This is a genomic window from Pedobacter psychrodurus, from assembly GCF_032678585.1.
GTDB classification, from domain to species: Bacteria; Bacteroidota; Bacteroidia; order Sphingobacteriales; family Sphingobacteriaceae; genus Pedobacter; species Pedobacter psychrodurus_A.
The window spans coordinates 111,507-132,184 of sequence record NZ_JAVTSN010000010.1; the positions used below are offsets into that span (position 1 = coordinate 111,507).

The following is a 20,678-nucleotide window of genomic DNA, read 5'->3' on the forward strand; positions in this document are numbered from 1 at the left end:
AAGCCTGAGTATATAACCGTAAAATGTTTAATTTATATGAATAGAGTTCTAATTGTATCTTATTATTGTTATCCTGAATCGACGCCACGTGGATTTAGATGTTTCGAATTTGTTAATGAGTATACGAGAAGGGGCTATAACGTAGACTTAATTCTCCCCAAAAAAAACAAATTTGCTAATTTATTATCTGAATTTAGAAATCCTGATAAGATAACAATTAGCTTCCTCGGTGAAACGGAATACCCTGCTTTTACTGGAGCACAGAAGGAGAATAAAGGAAAAGGCATTCTTGATTCATTTAAGGGAGGCCTAATGAATTTATACAAATTTTTTTTTCCTGAAACACACTATCTCGTTAAATTCTCTAATCAAATTTTTAGTGCACTTAAATTAAATGTAACTGTTTATGAGAGTATTGTGTCAATTGGTCTTCCCTTTCATGTTCATAAAGGCGTTGCCAAAGCAATTGAGATTAATCCTTCATTACAAAAAGCTGTGAAATTTGCTGACTATGGCGATCCATTTTCAACCGCTTCGAATAAACCACTGGAGCGCTTTGTTGAGACTGAAAAAAAAGTGCTGACGTATTTTGATTATTTGATCGTTCCTAATATTAGATCTATTCATGCATTTTTACCGTTAGTTGAAGAAAATAAGATTAAAGTTGTCAATCATTGTATGAACTTTGATAACTTAAAAATAAGTAACAGGGCATTTGATCTTGAAGACAGAGGACGAATTATCTTTGCGTACACAGGGATTCTTTATAAGGAGATGAGAAATCCTAAGGTACTAATGGAATTTATTAAAACGCACATTAGGCAAGATTTCATATTTGTAATATGCACAATTAGCAGTAATGTCGAAAGTGTTCAGGTTGTTGAAGAGATAAAAAACATTTTAGGTGATAAAGTAAGGGTATATTATGACCTTGATCGGTATGATGTGATAACTGTATTAAAGAAATCAGATTTTCTGCTAAACATTATATCAGGTACGGACCACCTTTTAACAAGTAAACTTGTAGACTATGTTGCCTCCGATCGGCCTATATTTGAGTATAAGATTAATGAGAATAATAGTGTAGATATTTTAAGCTTTTTTGAGCAAGATTATACAAAGAGACTTAAGCTGAATAATGATCAATATGACATAAAATATGAGTTTGACAAGATTGTGGGCCTCAAAAAATAATCATATATGAAGATCAAATCAATTTTGTTGTTTGTAATAATCTTCTTTATTCTTTATATACAGCCTTTATCTGCCGGAGGAGTAAAAGTTTCTTTTGTTACGATAGGTTTGATCTACTTGTATATGGTTTCAAAACTAATAAAGAGGAAGTTAAAAGGAAACGCACTATCAAATATTGGGTTCCTTATAGCCGTTAAACCTTTATTTTCTTTTGGTCTTAATAATCTGGGGTCAGTGATGCTAGATGTTATTAAATCATTAACCTTTCCCCTGGTTATCTTATACATGAGTAGGTTCTTTACATTAGAAAAACTCCGTAGATATTTGATTGTATTTTCTTTGATATTAATTTATGCTAGCGTACCTTTTTTATTGAAGGTATTAAGCCCTATTAAATCTGGATACAGGCTTAGCATCTTTGGAGCTGAGGATTCTTCGGGATTTATTGGTGTTTTCGAAAATTCTCATAGTGCCAGTATTACATTAAGTTTTTGTATTCTAATCCTCATTTACTACAGTTTTTATGTGAAGTCCGATTTGGCTAATATCAATATTTCGAAATATGTAATTTACTTTGCTATCGTTATTGGACTTTATGTTATATATAAAACTTATGTTAGGACGGGATATTTAACTCTGATTACTGGTTCATTATATCTCTTCTTCAAGAACTTTAAATTGAAACATAGTCCAATTTATATTGCTATTTTAATTGCAGTAGGGCTAGTAGTAGCCTTTTTATTTAGTACGGATGAGGTTTTACGAAACAGAATTTTGGATCAACAACAGTTTTCTACAGGGAATGAGGAGTCTGATATTGGATCTGGGCGCTTGGTTTTTCAGCTCGCTGCACTTCATATTTGGTCAAATCTCTCTTTTTGGGAGATGCTTTTCGGTATAGGTCTTGAAAACTTTATGCTGAACATGCAATCGTTAATTGGTCTTAAAATTTATACTCATAATGGATTTTTGACTGCGTTGGTTAAAGATGGATTAATAGGTTTTATACTATTTATATCATATATGTTTTTAATCATTAAGAAGTCTTTCTATAGCAAGTCCCCGGACCGAGATCTATGCTTTAGTTTTAGTATTTCTTATTTTTTTTATCAATTAGTTCAAGGCGGGGTGATTTCTTCTATTATGGAAATTATCTTAGCAATGGTATTTGCATTACTTTATGTAAAACGAGACAATCTAACGGCTGAACAAATAAATATTACTAAATAATGGAGTTGATTAGAGAATTGAAATTTTTAAAAGGCAATACTAAAGGAAGGATTTTTATAATCTGTTTTAGGATAAGCTCAGGTATTTATAAACATAAAATTTTAAGGTATTTATTATTTTTCGTTCGAATTTTCTATACAATTATTGTTCAATGGTGCTTAGGGATTGATATATCTGACAAAACACAAATTGGCTTCGGTTTCAATGTCTTTCATGGACAAGGCTTAGTGATAAATGAGGGAACAGTGATTGGTAAAAGGGTCACTGTACGACAAAACAGCACAATTGGTAATAAGAGAGACGGGGGGAAATCGCCTGTAATAGGAAACGATGTCAACATCGGTGCTAATACATGTATTATTGGGGAAATTTTCGTTGGTAATAATGTAGATATAGGGGCTGGCTCTGTGCTGGTGAAAAATGTTAACGATAATGAGATTGTAGTCGGCAATCCGGCAAGGGTTGTTAACGTCAAAACTGTTAGTTTATGAAGAAAGTATTAGTGGTGGGCCCTTCAAGCAAAACACGCGGTGGAGTTACATCGGTGATTAATGCATATAGTGGTACTCAAGAATGGAACGAGTATAGCTGTCACTGGATTGAAACACAAATTGACAGAGGAGTATTCCAAAAGCTTGGATATTTTTTTAGAGCTATCTGGCAATTTTTATTTCATGTCAATAATTCGCAACTAATTCATATTCATTTAAGCGAACCTGTATCTGCCCTTAGGAAGACGGTGTTTTTTGTGATTGCAAAATTGCTAAGAAAAAAAGTTATTCTTCATTTTCATGCGTTTTCAATTCAAACAACAATAAATGGTAAATTTGGTCAACTTTACCGATATTTATTCACTAAATGTGATCAGCTAATTGTGTTAACAGATTCTTGGAAAAATGATATTCAGGATAAATTTGGTAAAGGGCTTCCAATTCATGTAATTTATAATCCTTCAAATATTGTTGAGGGTCGAAATCCTATTAATCAGCGCGATAATACAATACTTTTCGCAGGAACGTTATCTGAAAGAAAAGGCTTCATAGACTTGATAAATGCGTTTGCCCTTATATCTGAAAAGCATGGCAATTGGCGATTGATTTTAGCAGGAAATGGTGAATTAGATAAGGGCAAGGAACTTGTATCGGAACTGGGCATAAGTAGTAATGTAGTCTTTTCTGGCTGGGTAGTAGGTGAGGATAAAGAGTTGTTATTTAACAATGCAAAAATTTTTTGCCTTCCTAGTTATGCTGAAGGATTGCCGATGGCTATTTTAGATGCTTTGGGGTATGGAGTTCCAATTGTTACTACCCCTGTTGGCGGAATACCAGACGTATTAACAAATAGGGAAACCGCACTATTTGTTCCTCCCGGGGATGTCCAAGCTTTATCTTTGGCCTTAGACACATTGATGTCAGATCCTCAACTTATTCAACAGTTATCAGATAGTGGAACGTCTTTGGCTATTGAAAAATTTGGTTTAAAAGAGATTATGAAAAAAATTGCTAATATTTATGAAAGTAATTAAGTTATTTTTAGTTCTAATGGTTTTGGCTCACCACTACGGTTATTGCCAAACAATAGATGTTTCGAAACATAAAGTTATTGGCAATGAAAACATTGATAATACCGAACAATTAAATGCATTATTTAATTCTGTTAGAGCAAATTCAACTATATTTTTTCCTAAGGGTAAGTATAAAATTTCTGGAAACCTTAATGTTAAAAAAGCCATAATAATCACGGGGCAGGATGCTGTTTTTGTCGGGGTTGGAGCCTTAAAAGCCGTGGCTCCTATTAAGCTGTCAAATATGAAGTTTGAAGGGGTATTTGTTTTTTTAAGTTCAAGTAACAGCTCCGTGATAAATTGTGATTTCAACAACATTACTGGAAATGCAATTAATGTATCAGCAAGTGAGGCGTCACCAATGAAAAATATAGAGATATTGAATAATACTTTTTTTAAAATTTATCCAACGACGCTAGCCTTAATAAACTCAACAGGCAGGGCGGTCTATATCGCATCAAGTTCCAAAATTGAAAATTTAAATTTTTCAAAAAATACTATGTCTCTTATTTATGGAGGCTCTGCTTTTTTTGCAAGGGGCCTATTAACAGGTTTTAAAATCTATAACAATAGTATTAACAAAATCAGTGGTCAGGGTATTGAATTCTTTAAAGTAAGCCCCCTTTCTACGGGTATTGTAGATAATAACAAAATTCGGATGTGTGGAAGTTTAAGAGCGGAGCAGAATATTAAAAGTGGTGTGGGTTGCAACGGTATTTTTGCCTCGGTGTTAAACGGAGGTAATTTAAATGATGTTTCAATAACAAACAATAATATAGATAGTGTATTAGAGAATGGGATTGAAGGACCATTTGGGCTTGTTAAGGGAAATACTGTCTCCAATACAGGTTATAATATGGTTGATTTCCCTACTCCTAGTCCAGAGGGGATTTTTGGAGGATTAAATATTATTGATAATAAAATCATAAACCCCTATGGGCATGGGATATATATATTTAAGACTAAACAAGCTATTTCTGATCGAATTATCAAGAACAATACAATTAGATCATTCACTAAACGGAAATCATATTCGGGCATATGTTTAAATAGTAGTGCTGTGTCAGTAATGAATTTAAATATAACAATAGACTCAAATTCAATTGATAATTTTGAAACCGCAATATCTCTTCCTCATTCTGGCAAAAGTTCAGGTTTAAATATCAGGTCAAACAAGTTTATAAAGTGTGATAAGTTCATTAAGAATACCAATCAAACAAAATTATTTATGAAATTAAACAAAGTCGAATGATTAATAGGGAATTTAGAATTAATAATTTCGATTTATTAAGGATTTTTGCAGCAACTCAAGTTGTTTTTTTACATTCATTTACACATCTGAAAATCCCTTTCCCTCTTTGGTTTCAGGTACTTGAAAAATTTCCTGGAGTTCCAATGTTTTTTGTGATGAGCGGGTTTTTAATCTCTGCCTCTTGGGAGAGAAATACGGATTTTAAAAATTATTTTAAAAATAGAGTCTTAAGAATCTACCCCGCGCTCTGGGTCTGCATCATTTTGACAGTTGTTGTCATATCTCTTGTTGGCCATGTTAATTTTTTCAGTAGGCCTGGATTGATGTGGTTCCTCAGCCAATCAGTTGGTATCATATATACCCCCGCTTTTTTGTCTAGTTACGGCTTTGGTTCCTACAATGGTAGTTTATGGACAATTCCAATTGAACTACAATTCTACCTTGTTCTACCGGTGATTTATTTTCTTGCATATAAAACAACTAGAGTAGAAAAGAACAGAACTTTAATTATTACTGGACTATTTTTTTTATCTATCGTTATAGCTTATATTATTTTAGCATATTATTCGCCGTTAGAACTAAAGTTCGAAACTAAATTGCAAAAAATTACCAGATATACATTTTTGCCAAATGTTTATCTGTTTTTATTAGGAATATGTTTGCAGAGATTCAAGGTTTACCAATCTAAGTTGTTTTATGGCAAGGGAATATATTGGGTAATTCTTTTCTTGCTATGCAATTATTTACTACCTGATACCATTTTTTTTAATATGTGCCTTAAAATTTTACTAGGTATAACAACTATTTCTCTTGCGTATACCCTTTCCGGAGTAGCACAAAAGTTATTAAAAGGGAATGATATTTCGTATGGCGTATATATATATCATGGGCTAATACTTGGGGTTTTCGTTCAATATAAGCTATTTGGAAACTCGGCAAATGTTTTAGTTGTATTATCTCTTGCTTATATCCTAGCATTCCTTTCTTGGCGTTTGATTGAAAAGCCTTTTTTAAAGATAAAGTCTAAAACAATACATCGCGTCTCCGAAAAATAGCATCTACTAATCGTTCCGTAATAAAGTTATTAAACGGGAACTAATATAGAATCTTGGTTGTGGCGTAGATACTGCAATAAAGCTGGATGAGTTGTAGAAAAAGAGCTGGAAGATTGTCTTTCAAAATGTTCATCATCCTTTTAAAGTTCATTGCAACAGCCAGCATTACATTGATGTTATATTTAGTTCTGTTTTTAGGATGGTTCCTGAATCGTTGGTCAAATGCTAAGCTTCTTTAATGTACGGGTATATCTTGAATGATTAAAAAATAGAAAGCCCTGTTACACATATTAGATATTTTATGGATAACAGGGCTATTTTGAGATATAGGTAAGATTCTTATTAATGATTTTTGATAAGTTACTTTAGCCAGTGGGACTAGCTCCAATTATTATCTTTAACATCTCTGTATACATTCTCAATGCCTTCTTCTAAAGTTACTTTGGCTTTCCATCCCTTTGAATTCAATTTTGTTACATCCATTAGTTTTCTCGGTGTTCCATCCGGTTTACTTGTGTCAGTTACAATGTTTCCCGTAAATCCTACAATTTTAGAAACCAGTTTTGCTAGGTCTAAAATAGAGATGTCGTCACCGACGCCAACGTTAACTAAACCAGGTTCATTGTATGTTTGCATCAAATAAAAACAGGCGTCAGCAAGGTCATCAACATGTAAAAATTCCCTTTTAGGAGTACCTGTTCCCCAGATTGTTGCAGTAGATTCGTTATTGTTTTTTGCTGTGATAAATTTTCTGATTAAGGCGGGTAAAACATGAGAGTTGCTTAAATCATAATTATCGTTTGGTCCATATAAGTTGGTTGGCATAACCGAAATGTAATTACATCCATATTGAGATCTATATGCATCGCACATCTTTATTCCAGCGATCTTTGCAATCGCATAGGGTTCATTTGTAGGCTCCAACTCGCCTGACAATAAATATTCTTCTTTAAGCGGCTGAGGGGCATATTTCGGGTAAATACAGGAGGATCCCAAAAACATTAATTTGTTGACGTTATTTAGATAAGACGAATGTATTACATTGTTTTGAATCATTAAATTCTCATATAAAAACTCGGCACGATAGACGTTGTTAGCCATGATGCCACCCACTTTTGCAGCCGCAAGAAAAACATATTCAGGTTTTTCCGATTGAAAAAAATCTTTTACTGCAGCTTCATTCCTCAAGTCAAGTTGTTTTGATGAGCGGGTTACTAGGTTTTCATATCCTTCAGTCTTTAATTTTCGGACTATCGCTGATCCAACCATCCCATTATGTCCTGCCACATATATCTTTGCGTTTTGTTTCATTATTTTCTTTTCAACTTTTCTTTTGTTAACAAGTATATAAACTTGCTGTTTGTTGTAAAATACCTCTTAAATAATCTTTTTGGTTCTTGTAATAGTCTATACAGCCATTCTAGACTTGATTTCTGCATCCAGTTAGGTGCCCTTTTTTGTAGTCCTATTAATACAGGTAGCGCCCCTCCAACTCCTATCATCGCAGAAGAAACCTTTCCTCTCATTTCCGACATCCAAATCTCTTGTTTCGGGCAACCTAACACCACGAAAACCAGATTTGCATTGGATGAATTGATCATTTGAACAGATTCTTCTTTTTCTTTTTCGGTAAGAACTCTAAATGGAGGTGAATGCATGCCTGCTATTTTCAGATCAGGATATTTGTTTTTAAGGTATTTTTCAGTCTCATTTAAGGTACTTTGTGCTCCGCCAAAAAAATATACCGAGAGACCCTTACCTTGGCATTCAGACAACAAAGAAGGAAGAAGACTCATCCCATCAACTCTGACTTGGTTTTGATTATAGATAAAGCTAAAACATTTTGCCAAGGGCATGCCGTCTGGAGTCACAATATCTGCATTGTTTACGACCCTCGCAAAACTGGATGAATTATGAGCTTCAATTAGCATATGCACATTGGCAACACAAATGTATGACGAGGTTTTTGCTTTAGCCAAATTTATAATGGCACTTATAAAATCTTTATAAGTGCCACTTGAAACATCAATAGAGAGAATTCTTTTTTTTTGAAGCATGAAGGATGTTATTCAAATTGATTTTTAACAGTGTAGCCCGCATCTTTTAGCATCTTTTCTTTTTGAAAATGCTCAACATCAGAGCTCATCATATCGTTAACCAATGCTGCTAAGTCATATTTTGGTTCCCAATTTAATTTTTGCTTGCATTTACTCGGATCCCCAATTAACAATTCTACCTCTGTAGGCCTAAAGTACCGTTTATCGACCGCTACAACTTCTTTCCCTATCTCAATTTGAAAATCTGGGTTACTACATGAAATTACGCTTGCGGTTTCTTCTACACCTGTTCCTTTAAACTCTAAAGAGATTCCAACTTCCAGAAAGGCCATTTTTATAAAGTCACGAACTGTCGTCGTCACACCAGTCGCAATAACAAAATCTTCCGGTTTTTCCTGTTGTAAAATCAGCCACATTGCTTCAACATAATCTTTAGCGTGCCCCCAATCTCTACGAGCATCGAGGTTGCCAAGATATAATTTGTCTTGCATTCCTAATGCTATTTTTGCCGTACCCCGGGTGATTTTTCTTGTTACAAAGGTTTCCCCGCGCAAAGGACTTTCATGATTAAATAAAATCCCATTACACGCAAATATACCATAAGCTTCTCGATAATTCACTGTTATCCAATATGCATACATTTTTGCTACTGCATACGGTGAACGTGGATAAAATGGGGTAGTTTCGGATTGTGGAACGGCCTGCACTAACCCGTAAAGTTCAGATGTGGATGCTTGGTATACCTTAGTTTTTTCAACTAAACCGAGAATTCTAATTGCCTCCAAAATTCGTAACGTTCCAATGCCATCTGCATTTGCGGTATATTCAGGGGTTTCGAAGCTAACCTGAACATGGCTCATTGCGCCAAGATTATAAATTTCATCTGGTTGTACCTGTTGGATGATCCTAATTAAGTTTGTGGAATCACTTAGGTCGCCGTAATGCAATACAAAACGAACATTACTTTCGTGGGGATCCTGGTAAAGATGATCAATCCGATCAGTATTGAATAATGAACTTCTACGTTTTACACCATGAACTTCGTATCCTTTTTTTAACAAAAGGTCGGCAAGATAAGAGCCATCTTGACCTGTAATACCAGTGATTAGAGCTTTCCTCATTTGATGTTAGATTTAAAAAACTAAAAATTTGAATAATATATTAAGATTGATACTAATAATTCTAAAAAAAAATTAATTTGGTGATGTTATAATTATGATAAATTTATATTATCTTAATATTTATAGTGTTAGTGTTAAGATTAATAGGTTTTAGCTATTATTTTTTTAACAAATATATTCATTTCTATTTAAATATCTATATTTGTGTACAAATTACACTATGATTTGTGTGAATAAACAAATCATAGTGGTTTGTTATTGTAAATTTTATTGTAATAATGGTCGTATAACATTAGGAATAGATTTGTGCGGGTGAGCAATGTCACAAGATTAGATTAATGGAATAATAAAGTTGTTGTGAGTATTTATATAAAAACGCTGACAAGTATTATCTCTAGAAATAAAATCAAAATAACTTAACATTTGAATGTTTCATTATTTGATATAATAATTATAGATGCTTTTTAACTCTATTAGTTTCGCATGTTTTTTACCAATAGTATTTCTGCTCTATTGGTTTATCTTTAATAAGTCGCTAAAATTTCAGAATATTTTATTATTAACAGCTAGCTATTTTTTTTATAGCTGCTGGGATTGGAGATTTCTTTTTTTATTAGCGTTTTCTACATTATTAGATTTTTATTCAGGGCTTGCCATTCAAAGTTCTAAAAGTCAATATCAACGGAAATTCTGGTTATTGTTGAGCGTTGTAATTAATCTAGGTTTTTTAGCTTATTTCAAGTACTATAATTTTTTCGTAGAAAGTTTTGCTGACTTAATGAGTAAGTCAGGTTTTCAGGCTAACGTCGTAACGTTGAAAATAATACTTCCTGTGGGTATTTCATTTTATACATTCCATGGTTTGTCTTATGTTTTCGATATTTATAACAGAAAAATCACGCCAACAACAAATTTTGTACAATACTCCCTTTTCGTTAGCTTTTTCCCGCTTTTAGTTGCTGGTCCTATCGAACGTGCAACCCACTTGCTTCCACAGATGGAGAACGCCCGTAAATTCAGTTATGCTCAGGCAGTGAATGGGTTAAGACAAATTTTATGGGGCTTTTTAAAGAAAGTGGTTATCGCGGACAGTTGTGCTGAATTTGCGAACATGATATTTAATAATTCAGGCGAATACTCTGGAAGTGCTTTAGTTTTGGGGGCCATTTTTTTTGCTTTTCAAATTTATGGTGATTTCTCCGGATATTCTGATATTGCTCTTGGTGTAGCAAGGCTCTTTGGCTTTGAATTACTAAAGAATTTTTCCTTCCCTTACTTTTCTCGAGACATAGCTGAGTTCTGGAGAAGATGGCATATCTCATTATCATCTTGGTTTCGTGATTATTTATACTATCCGTTGGGTGGAAGTAGAGGGAACACCTTCTTAAGAGTTCGAAACACATTCATTATTTTTTTAGTTAGTGGCTTTTGGCATGGAGCTAATTGGACTTTTTTAATATGGGGTGCTCTAAATGCTTTATTTATAATGCCTTCGATAATCTTTAAGACCAATAGAGATAATTTGGAAATAGTAGCGAAAGGGAAAATTTTACCATCTGTTAAGTCATTTTGTCAAATGTTAATTACATTTGGATTAACCGTATTTGCGTGGATTTTTTTTAGGGCTAAGGATCTTCAACATGCATTAAGTTATATTAAGGGAATATTTAACAAATCACTTTTTAGCCTTCCAACTTCAGGTCATCCTGAGTTAAATAGGTCATTACTTTGTCTTTTACTGGTCTTTGCCTTTATGACAATAGAGTGGTTTGGAAGAGAAGACAACTTTGCACTTGAAAAGTTGGGAATAAGCTGGCCAAAACCTATGAGATTACTTTTTTATTCTGTATTAATTTTTTGCTTAGGAATGTTTATGCAGAGCGGAGAAACAGCATTCATTTACTTTCAATTTTAGATCATGAAAAAATTTTTGTTGAACTTATCCGTTTTTTTGCTCATTTCCATTATAACTTATATAGTATTAATTATTGCTTTCGGAAGTTTCATGCCAAAAGGTATAAATAAAAACCTACCATACAGTTTTGGTGGACACATCCAGAATCGATTGAAAGAAGTGAGTCATTATACTAATGTAGATGTCCTTATTTTGGGTTCCTCGCATGCTTACCGCGGATATGATGTTAGAAAATTTCGGGCCAAAGGTTTAAGTGCTTTTAATTTAGGGACCTCTGCACAGACCCCAATACAAACTGAATTTTTGTTTAATAAATACATAAATATTCTAAAACCGAAATTTGTTATAATGGATATTTACCCTGCAGTGTTGGGGTCGGACGGGGTTGAATCTTCAGTAGACCTTTTAACAAATTTGAATTTTGATAAGAATTTATTTAGTTTAATGCTAAAGGTTAATGAAATTAAAGTTTACAATACCGCAATATTTTCACTTTATAACCAGATAACAGGAAAGAATAAAAATTATGTTACTACGGATAGTTTGGGTGGTGGTGATACTTATGTAAAGGGTGGTTTTGTGGAATCTTTTAAAACAGCGACCTTTCGGAATACATATCCAGCTGGAAAATATGATATTTCACCAACTCAGATCAAAGCATTTGAAAATATCATAAATGAATTGAAAAGACGTAAAATTCGATATGTTCTTGTGCAAGCTCCAATACCGACTTTAAGATATAAGTCTTTTAATAATACAAAGGATATTGATCAGTTATTATCGCATTACGGAAAATACTATAATTTTAACAATTCACTGGATTTATCTTCTGAATTTTTTATTGATGATAGTCATTTGAACCAGAAAGGTGTTAACATCTTTAATAAAAAGCTACTGGATACTTTAGGACTCTGATATAAAAACAAGGCGATTTATTATTCCTCTTCAATTTCATCCAAATTAATAAATTTTATAAAATACCATTATGTTAAATGAGATATATTTTAAACCAGCTCTTCAAATAGAAAATACAGGGGACTTATTAATCAATAAGGCAATTGTTGATCTTCTGGATGATTACGGGAATGTTATATTAGATGATAGTCATACCCCGAGTTGGTTTATAAAGGAGATAAGCCCAAGCGGTACTCATCAATATTTATCCTCAGTTTCGTCGGATTCATTGCTTAAAACTATTTTTAAAAGGCTTAGGAAAAAAGATAAGAATGATAAACATGAGATCTTTCTGGTTATCCAACCAGGGCATACCAGCAGAAAAGGGTTAAAACCAGCATTATGGTCAATAAAAACACTGGTTGAATTGTTCATTCTTAAGTCTTTTGGTTGTAAAATTGTAAGAACAGGATTTTCCATCGGGCCATTTGATACTTTAAACGGCTGGTTGGAATCACTTACATCAAGAACCTTTTATCACTATTCCGTAAGAGATAAGTCATCATTGAATTTAGCACAGCGGTATAAGTTTCATAATCCGAAATATTCTCCGGATTTAGCCTGGGCCTACCTACCAAATAATATAGAGAATAAGGAAATGCGTGTATATTACGTTTTGAGCTTTCGTTCAAATTCTTATGGAGATTTACACGATCAAAACTATTTATCTCCCATAATCGAGAGCCTAATTGAGATGCTTAAAGGAGGTATGCCATTAACTACAAAGATAGTCATTTCGTATCAGGTGAAGTATGACCGTGATGCATGCCTAAGTCTTCATGCAGCATTGTCCGAAATATTTCCAAACGTTGAGTTTTTGGATAAAAAGCTACTGCTTGATGAGGCTGTTAGCCTTTATTCTGGCGCAAAATGTGTGATAAGTAATAGACTGCATGTATTATTGTTAGCCATGCAATGTAATTCGTTAGCTCTGCCATTTGTTTCTGAAGTTGACAATCGAAAAATTACAAGCATTTACAAGGATAATGGATTAGATTCTGTGATAATTTACAACAGCGACACTTTAGAAATCAACAGAGATAAATTTTCGTTTGCTATCAATAACACTAATGTGATCATGAATAAATTTTCAACTTTGGTTGCGAAGAACACCGCCATGATAAAAGAAAATTTGAACAATGTTTTTAGTGCTGAATCTAGTTTATAAAAACAATCGGTTATGAAAATCTCAATAATTGTTCCATGTTTTAATTGTGAAGACTTTGTAGGCAGGGCGATTGAAAGTGTAATCCGCCAATCGTTCACAGATTGGGAGCTTTTGCTTATAGATAATAATTCAATCGACAAAACTTTAGCTGTAATTAGATCTTACCAGCGTTTACATCCAGATAAGATTAAGGTTTACCAAGAGCGAAAGAAGGGGGCTCCTGCGGCTCGCAATAAGGGCTTACGGGAGGCAACGGGGGAGTGGATTCAGTTCTTGGATGCTGACGATGAAATTTTACCTGAAAAACTTTTAGCGCAAGTGAAAATTATTGACGCTCAAATGGCCGATTTAGTTTTTGGAAGTTACATACAGGTTAAGGAGTTACCAAAAACTAGTCTGAGCGTGTACAATAAATTGAGGTTTAAACTTCTGAATAGAAATATGACTCCCCAAGATGGAACTCTACAGCAGGTAAAATTTCCAAACCATAATGATCTCTGGTATGGGCTTATCTCTACTGAATTAGGGATAACTAGTGCAAATCTATGGAGAAAAAAAACTTTGACTGACGCAGGTGGATGGAATGAAAATTTAACATCCTCCCAAGAATACGATTTAATTTTCAGGCTACTGAAAAATGGTTGCACGGTCGCATACGATCTCATTCCCAATACAAAGATCCATCAAATCGAGAACTCTATCTCAAGGGGAGCAGATAAAGATAAAATTGCAAGGATAATGGGAAATTGGTTAACTCTGAGGTGCAAGGTAAAAGAATATTTAATTGAAGCGAATGAGTATAACGAATCTCGAAGAAAGTATTTAGATTTGATTATTTATAAAGTGCTTATGGATCATAAATCTAAAATACCAAAAGAAGTGGATGCATGGTTTAATAAAGTTAATATTAAGGTTGATTTTACTCAACGTTTTAAAATGAATGTAAAATTTTTAGCTAAAAGATTAGAAGGATTTATCAAAAAATGAAGACAGAAACTCATTATACTTCGAGTTTAAAATTATAATGTCAAACTATAAATATTGGTTTTAAGTTAATACGAAAAAAAGTTAGAGTAAAATGAAGAATATCAAAAACATTTGCTGCATTGGTGCAGGTTACGTGGGTGGCCCCACTATGGCGGTTGTAGCGAAACAATGCCCAGGAATTAAAGTTACTATAGTAGATTTAAACGAAGCGCGCATTGCGGCCTGGAATGATCCGGATGTGAATAACATTCCTGTTTACGAGCCAGGACTAAGTGAGGTAGTAGCTGAAGCACGCGGTAGAAATTTATTTTTCTCTACTGATGTAGACACGGCAATTGATGAAGCGGAAATGATCTTCATTTCTGTGAATACACCGACCAAAACGTATGGTGCAGGTAAAGGTATGGGTGCGGATTTGAAATGGATTGAATTGTGTGCAAGGCAAATTGCAAGGGTATCTAAGTCAGATAAAATCATTGTCGAAAAATCTACACTTCCCGTTCGTACGGCTGAAGCTGTCCGCGATATTCTGCACAATACAGGAAGTGGTGTTAAATTTCAGGTGCTTTCTAATCCGGAATTTTTAGCCGAAGGAACTGCTGTAGAGGATCTTTTATCCCCTGATCGGGTACTTATAGGTGGCGACGACACTGAGGAAGGTGAACAAGCGATTCAATCGCTCGTAGATATTTATGCTAATTGGATTCCACGGGATCGGATATTAACTACAAATGTTTGGTCATCCGAGCTTTCTAAATTGGTTGCAAATGCATTTTTAGCACAGCGGATTTCTTCAATTAACGCCATTTCTGAACTTTGTGAAAAAACTGAAGCCAATATTAACGAGGTATCCAGAGCGATTGGTACTGATAGCCGAATTGGGCCGAAATTTCTAAAGGCATCAGTTGGTTTTGGAGGTTCTTGTTTCCAGAAAGATATTTTGAACTTAGTTTATATCTCACGGTCATTTGGCCTTCAGGAAGTAGCCGATTATTGGGAGCAGGTTATTATTATGAATGACCATCAAAAGAAAAGATTTGCATTGAACATTGTACGAAATCTTTATAATACTGTTTCAGGAAAGAAGATCACTTTTCTGGGGTGGGCATTTAAAAAGGATACCAATGACACCAGGGAATCGGCCGCAATTTACGTAGCAGATGAACTTTTGAATGAACAGGCTTCAATACAGGTTTATGATCCGAAAGTTGGAGATAAACAAATTTTTGCAGATCTCGATTATTTAGGTACGAGGAGTAGTGATGCCAATAAAGAAGGAGTTACTGTATTTGAGGATCCTTATGAATCTTGTAGGGAAGCTCACGCTATCGCGGTTCTGACTGAATGGGATGAGTTTAGAAATTACGACTGGCAACGCATTTACGACGGGATGCTCAAACCCGCTAAAATATTCGATGGGCGAAATATTCTTGACCATAAACAGTTAAGGGATATTGGTTTTAAAGTTAACGGTATTGGAATGTAATTGTATTGTCTCGATAAATATTAATTATTGCTCTAAATGTTATTTTTCAATCCTTGACGTAAAAACAAAGTATTGAGGGAATTGAATAGTAATTATCATTCAAATTTAATGCAGTATGATAATTGCTATTCAGTTTTTGATTTTTATCAAACAGGGTTTTTATAACCTGTGGTTGTAATTGCTGTAAAATTGTTTAATTTTGTTCTTGTCTTATTCCGATAATAGTCCCTTATGACTTCTCCAACGCGATATCTCTATCTATTGAGGTACATTCTGCCTGTGACAGATTTAATTATGCTAAATCTAGTCTATTTCGCAGCATATTATTTAACACCGTTTCTTGGAAAAGAAGTGCACGCGGAGATAGATAGACATCATGTTGTGGTGTATAATTTAATATGGCTGTTTTCAACCGCGATTTTTGGACTTTACACTTCTTATGGAGCCAGAAAGTTAGAGAGGATTTATAGAGGTACCTACCGAAGCTTAACAACGCACTTTGTCTTGTATCTGTCATATCTGCTTTTCTCTGCTGAGGACAATTTTTCGAGAGTTTTTTTAATAGTTTTTTATTTCTTACTCATTTTCTGTTTTATTTTTAATCGATTTGTAGGCACTTTTATACAATATGTAGTTCTTAATAAATTTAACGCTGCAAAAAAAGTTGCAGTAATGGGATCAAACCCAACTGCATTGCGACTTTCGCAATATATACAGAAACAAAGGAGTTTGGATTTTTATGGCTTTGTGGGGAGTGACGAAGATATTTACGATTCTATTGATGCTTCAGGGAGGGTGTTGAACAAACTTGGAGAAGCGGCTGATTTCGGCGTTAAAGAAGTGTATGTTGCGATTGCTCCCCATAGGATGAATGATGTTAACATGCTGGTTTCGGCAGCGGACCAACAATGTGTCCGTTTGAAATTTATTCCTGACATAGGTGGCACCCTTGCATCTCCATATACGATATCTTACATGGGGGGTGAATTTCCTATTATAACCCTGAGAAATGAGCCTCTGGAGGTTATGGGTAATCGATTCAAGAAAAGAGCTTTTGATGTTATCTTTAGTTTTTTAGTAATCGTTTTTGTTATGAGTTGGCTATATCCTATCATTGCCATATTGATAAAAGTTCAAAGCCCTGGACCAGTTTTATTTAAGCAGTTGAGAAGTGGGAGGAACGATGAGCCGTTTTGGTGTTGGAAGTTCAGGAGCATGAAGGTTAATAAAGAAAGCGACAAAAAACAGGCAACCAAAGATGATGACCGCATAACAAAGATCGGTCATTTTTTACGGAGAACAAGTTTGGATGAGATGCCCCAATTCTTCAACGTATTTTTCGGATCAATGAGTGTGGTCGGTCCCAGACCTCATATGCTAAAGCATACTGAAGAATATAAAGAAATCATTAGTCAATTTATGGTCCGTCATTTTTTAAAGCCAGGTATTACTGGATGGGCGCAGGTTAATGGATTCCGAGGGGAAACCAAAGAGAATGAGGCAATGGAGAATAGAGTCAAATTTGATATTTACTATTTAGAAAATTGGACTTCTATGCTCGATGTAAGAATTATTTTTATGACAGTAATCAATGTTTTTCGAGGAGAGGACAATGCATATTAGCTTCCGAGTAATCGTTAAGAATTCAACAAAATAAAAAGCTTTAGAGCCAGAGAATTTTTTTGTGTCCAACAAGAATTTTCAACAGGACTATTATCTGATTAAAAGTTTGCATAATTATATAGAGCAAAGACACGATAAACACAAAATAGTAGCGCATGAAAAACAACACTTACGTTCTCATTATGGCTGGCGGGGTTGGAAGTCGGTTCTGGCCTAAAAGCCGAAATAGTTTTCCAAAACAGTTTATTGACATCTTAGGAGTGGGTAAATCACTTCTTCAGTTAACTTATGAACGATTTTTAACAATTTGTCCAAGAGAAAATATTTATATACTTAGCAATTCTCAATATGATGATTTGATCTCGGCGCAATTGACTGGGATTTCCAAAGATAATATCATTTTAGAGCCAAGCAGAAACAATACTGCCCCATGCATTACCTATGCTTCTTTTAAAATTGCTGAGATAAATCCTGATGCAAATATTATTGTTGCACCTTCAGACCATTTAATTCTTAATGAAGCAGTTTTTTTAACACAGGTAAAGCTCGGATTAGATTATGCTGCGGAGAATGACGCATTAGTAACCTTAGGTATTAATCCCACCCGTCCGGATACCGGCTATGGTTATATTAATTATATTAATACCGATGGCGGTGATATTCATCAGGTAATCAGGTTTATGGAAAAACCTGATTTGCAAAGGGCAACTGAGTTTATAAAGACTGGCGGTTATGTTTGGAATGCGGGAATATTTATATGGAACGTATCGAGTATACTAAAAGCATTGAGTTCCCATGCGCCCGAAATCTATAACCTCTTTCTAAAAGGAAAAGAATTTTATAACACGGAGACGGAAAATACATTTATTAGTGAAAACTATCCGTTTTCGCCAAATATCTCCATAGATTACGCGGTTATGGAGAAAGCAGATAACGTATTTACCATTACCGGAGAGTTTGGCTGGTCAGATTTAGGAACCTGGGCATCACTTCATGAAGTCTCAGAGAAAGATACGGATAACAATTCGGTAAATAGCCGGTCGGTTCATCTTGCTCAGAGTTCCAATTGTATTGTGCAACTCCCAAAAGATAAGGTTGCGGTGATAAGGGGCCTTAACGATTTTATCATCGTTGATGATGGTGATGTTTTGTTAATTTATCCGAAAAGCGAAGAACAAGAAATCAAGAAGGTTTCAGGACTTATAAGTGAAAAGTTTGGTAATAGCTTTTTGTAATTAATGAAATCAATGAATCCTGGGCATAGTGAAGATATTCATTATGCTTATTTTTCTGATTAGCCGGATCATTATTAGTATGGCTCAAATTAAAATTGTGGTTCAATCTGTGAAAATCGTTATTTTATCTGCACTGTAAAGCTAATGTGCTAGTCTTGTACAAATCGGAGTGCCTTAGATGGGATTTGATATAAAAATTGAGAAGTCAAATGCATGTAATGAATTTTTCATTGATAAGGCAAAGAGTGCAGTTCCACTTATAACCAGATTTAAGCTCTTGTTTAGACTAAACTATTACGCTATCAATGTTGTCCTGATAAATGTGTATATGTGTACAACATAATGATATCATAAAACTAAAGAAGTTTGTAGAATTTATTTTTACAACGGTAACATATAAAATGTCGGATAGGCAGCCACGGTGTTATTGATTTTAAGAAAAAATTCCTAGGAATCCTGCTGGTTTCGGGATTTTTGCATTTAGGACATTTATGTTCTGCTTTAGCTATTTCTGATGTTGACATGATAATAGAATAGTTTGTTGTTGGTGAAAATCTGTAAAGATTCAGCTATTACACAAAGATAAGGAATTAAGGGCTTCTTTTAGGTGCAGAAGGAAGTAATTGTTGTTAATTTTTTGTGATTTTAATCTCTATAAATGACTTTAATCAAGTATTTTCGGATTTTAGTGTTGTTTTGTTTATTGATATTAAATTAATGTTAATAATTTGTTTTTTTTTGAGGTAATAATGGGTGATGTGTGTCTTTTTTATAGTATTATCTGATCTTTTTTAAGTTAAATATGTATTTTTGCGTTATAATTTTAAAAAAAAAATTAAATGACTAATCTCAAACCTTCATTAGTAATTCTTGCAGCCGGAATGGCAAGTCGTTATGGTAGCGCTAAACAAACAGAATCTTTTGGCCCTACTGGAGAAACCATTATGGAGTATTCAATTTTTGACGCCATTAAAGCCGGATTTGATAAGGTGATCTTTATCATCAGAGAAGAGTTTGCCGAATCTTTTAAAGCTGCGATGGAACCAAAACTTCTGGGTAAAGTTAAGCTCGAATATGTTTATCAAAGCTTGGATAAATTCAGGAAGGGCAGAGCTTTACCTGAGGGGCGCGTTAAGCCTTATGGAACACAGCATGCTCTATTGTGCTGCAAAGATGTAATTGATGCGCCATTTGCAGTTATCAATGCTGATGATTTTTATGGGATGGATGCTTTTAAAAAAGCTTATGAGTTTCTTACAGAGTCAGTGGAAGATGGAAAGTATGCATGCCTGGGTTATAAACTGAAAAATACCTTAAGTGAGCATGGTGCAGTTACGCGTGGAGAGATTAGGGTAGATAAAGAGGGTTTTGTTGTGGGAATTACCGAAAGGAAAGAAATCTTCAAGCGTGATGGCAAGGCATTTAGGGTTAGTGATGAGGGGGAAGTAGAGATGGATTTGCTAACCCCTGTGAGTATGAATTTTTTCTGTTTTACACCTTCATTCGTTCAATGGAGCGAAGCAGAATACTATAAGTTCTTGGATCAGAATGACGGCAATCTAAAATCGGAATTTTTGATCCCCGAAGTTGTTGATAATCTGATAAGTGCGGGCGGAGGCGTGGTTAGCCTGGTTAACACTGATGCCCGATGGTTTGGCGTGACTTTCAAAGAAGATGCTGAAATTGTCAGGTCTGAACTTGAACAGTTAACTTCAGTGGGTGATTATCCAAAAAGTCTCTGGTTTGAGGTAGCCGGTTAATCAATTAATTTCTGATGATATTTCTCCACTTCTTTATTAGTGGAGAAATATTTTTTTAGGTAGAATGGCAGGATTAT

Annotated in this window: 17 protein-coding genes; 14 read left to right on the forward strand and 3 right to left on the reverse strand. The window is 34.4% G+C overall.

Features of this window, described 5'->3' with window-relative positions; translation table 11 throughout:
* Nucleotides 1-36: 36 nt before the first annotated feature.
* The 6 genes from R2S57_RS08900 to R2S57_RS08925 are packed head-to-tail and all read left to right on the forward strand — an operon-like array spanning nt 37 to nt 6,295.
* Nucleotides 37-1,194, forward strand: coding sequence for a hypothetical protein (locus R2S57_RS08900; RefSeq protein ID WP_316844694.1), 1,158 nt, complete (start codon nt 37-39; stop codon nt 1,192-1,194).
* 6 nt (nt 1,195-1,200) lie between these two features.
* Complete coding sequence (locus R2S57_RS08905) at nt 1,201-2,424, forward strand: O-antigen ligase family protein (protein WP_316844695.1); 1,224 nt, start codon at nt 1,201-1,203, stop codon at nt 2,422-2,424.
* Nucleotides 2,424-2,915: a serine acetyltransferase gene (locus R2S57_RS08910; RefSeq protein WP_316844696.1), complete on the forward strand. Its 492-nt coding sequence runs from the start codon at nt 2,424-2,426 to the stop codon at nt 2,913-2,915. The genes R2S57_RS08905 and R2S57_RS08910 overlap by 1 nt, the downstream gene beginning before the upstream one ends.
* Nucleotides 2,912-3,949 carry a glycosyltransferase family 4 protein gene (locus R2S57_RS08915; protein ID WP_316844697.1) on the forward strand — a complete coding sequence of 346 codons (1,038 nt, stop codon included), beginning with the start codon at nt 2,912-2,914 and terminating at the stop codon, nt 3,947-3,949. The genes R2S57_RS08910 and R2S57_RS08915 overlap by 4 nt, the downstream gene beginning before the upstream one ends.
* Nucleotides 3,936-5,240: a hypothetical protein gene (locus R2S57_RS08920; RefSeq protein WP_316844698.1), complete on the forward strand. Its 1,305-nt coding sequence runs from the start codon at nt 3,936-3,938 to the stop codon at nt 5,238-5,240. The genes R2S57_RS08915 and R2S57_RS08920 overlap by 14 nt, the downstream gene beginning before the upstream one ends.
* Nucleotides 5,237-6,295 carry an acyltransferase gene (locus R2S57_RS08925; protein WP_316844699.1) on the forward strand — a complete coding sequence of 353 codons (1,059 nt, stop codon included), beginning with the start codon at nt 5,237-5,239 and terminating at the stop codon, nt 6,293-6,295. The genes R2S57_RS08920 and R2S57_RS08925 overlap by 4 nt, the downstream gene beginning before the upstream one ends.
* A 378-nt stretch (nt 6,296-6,673) precedes the next feature.
* On the opposite strand, the gene R2S57_RS08930 is transcribed toward R2S57_RS08925, so the two are convergent.
* From R2S57_RS08930 to gmd, 3 genes are read right to left on the reverse strand one after another with little or no spacing between them, the layout of a single operon-like run.
* Nucleotides 6,674-7,606: a GDP-L-fucose synthase gene (locus R2S57_RS08930; protein WP_316844700.1), complete on the reverse strand. Its 933-nt coding sequence runs from the start codon at nt 7,604-7,606 to the stop codon at nt 6,674-6,676.
* Nucleotides 7,606-8,352, reverse strand: a complete 747-nt coding sequence (locus tag R2S57_RS08935; protein ID WP_316844701.1) for a WecB/TagA/CpsF family glycosyltransferase — start codon at nt 8,350-8,352, stop codon at nt 7,606-7,608. The genes R2S57_RS08930 and R2S57_RS08935 overlap by 1 nt, the downstream gene beginning before the upstream one ends.
* Nucleotides 8,353-8,360: 8 nt before the next feature.
* Nucleotides 8,361-9,473 (reverse strand): GDP-mannose 4,6-dehydratase, encoded by a 1,113-nt coding sequence (gene gmd, locus R2S57_RS08940; RefSeq protein WP_316844702.1) that lies wholly within the window; start codon nt 9,471-9,473, stop codon nt 8,361-8,363.
* A 457-nt stretch (nt 9,474-9,930) separates the two neighbouring features.
* Between gmd and R2S57_RS08945 the strand changes: the two genes are divergently transcribed.
* The 8 genes from R2S57_RS08945 to R2S57_RS08980 all read left to right on the forward strand — a co-directional run bounded on the left by R2S57_RS08945 (nt 9,931) and on the right by R2S57_RS08980 (nt 20,601).
* Complete coding sequence (locus R2S57_RS08945) at nt 9,931-11,388, forward strand: MBOAT family O-acyltransferase (RefSeq protein WP_316844703.1); 1,458 nt, start codon at nt 9,931-9,933, stop codon at nt 11,386-11,388.
* Between the two features lie 3 nt (nt 11,389-11,391).
* Nucleotides 11,392-12,303, forward strand: a complete 912-nt coding sequence (locus tag R2S57_RS08950; protein WP_316844704.1) for a hypothetical protein — start codon at nt 11,392-11,394, stop codon at nt 12,301-12,303.
* A gap of 70 nt (nt 12,304-12,373) precedes the next feature.
* Nucleotides 12,374-13,510, forward strand: a complete 1,137-nt coding sequence (locus R2S57_RS08955; protein WP_316844705.1) for a polysaccharide pyruvyl transferase family protein — start codon at nt 12,374-12,376, stop codon at nt 13,508-13,510.
* 12 nt (nt 13,511-13,522) lie between these two features.
* Nucleotides 13,523-14,497: a glycosyltransferase family 2 protein gene (locus R2S57_RS08960; RefSeq protein ID WP_316844706.1), complete on the forward strand. Its 975-nt coding sequence runs from the start codon at nt 13,523-13,525 to the stop codon at nt 14,495-14,497.
* Nucleotides 14,498-14,588: 91 nt separating this feature from the next.
* Nucleotides 14,589-15,983, forward strand: coding sequence for a UDP-glucose 6-dehydrogenase (locus R2S57_RS08965; RefSeq protein ID WP_316844707.1), 1,395 nt, complete (start codon nt 14,589-14,591; stop codon nt 15,981-15,983).
* A 294-nt stretch (nt 15,984-16,277) separates the two neighbouring features.
* Complete coding sequence (locus R2S57_RS08970) at nt 16,278-17,606, forward strand: undecaprenyl-phosphate glucose phosphotransferase (protein WP_316844708.1); 1,329 nt, start codon at nt 16,278-16,280, stop codon at nt 17,604-17,606.
* 155 nt (nt 17,607-17,761) lie between these two features.
* Complete coding sequence (locus tag R2S57_RS08975; RefSeq protein ID WP_316844709.1) at nt 17,762-18,841, forward strand: mannose-1-phosphate guanylyltransferase; 1,080 nt, start codon at nt 17,762-17,764, stop codon at nt 18,839-18,841.
* Nucleotides 18,842-19,680: 839 nt separating this feature from the next.
* Nucleotides 19,681-20,601 carry an NDP-sugar synthase gene (locus tag R2S57_RS08980; RefSeq protein WP_316844710.1) on the forward strand — a complete coding sequence of 307 codons (921 nt, stop codon included), beginning with the start codon at nt 19,681-19,683 and terminating at the stop codon, nt 20,599-20,601.
* Nucleotides 20,602-20,678 lie beyond the last annotated feature (77 nt).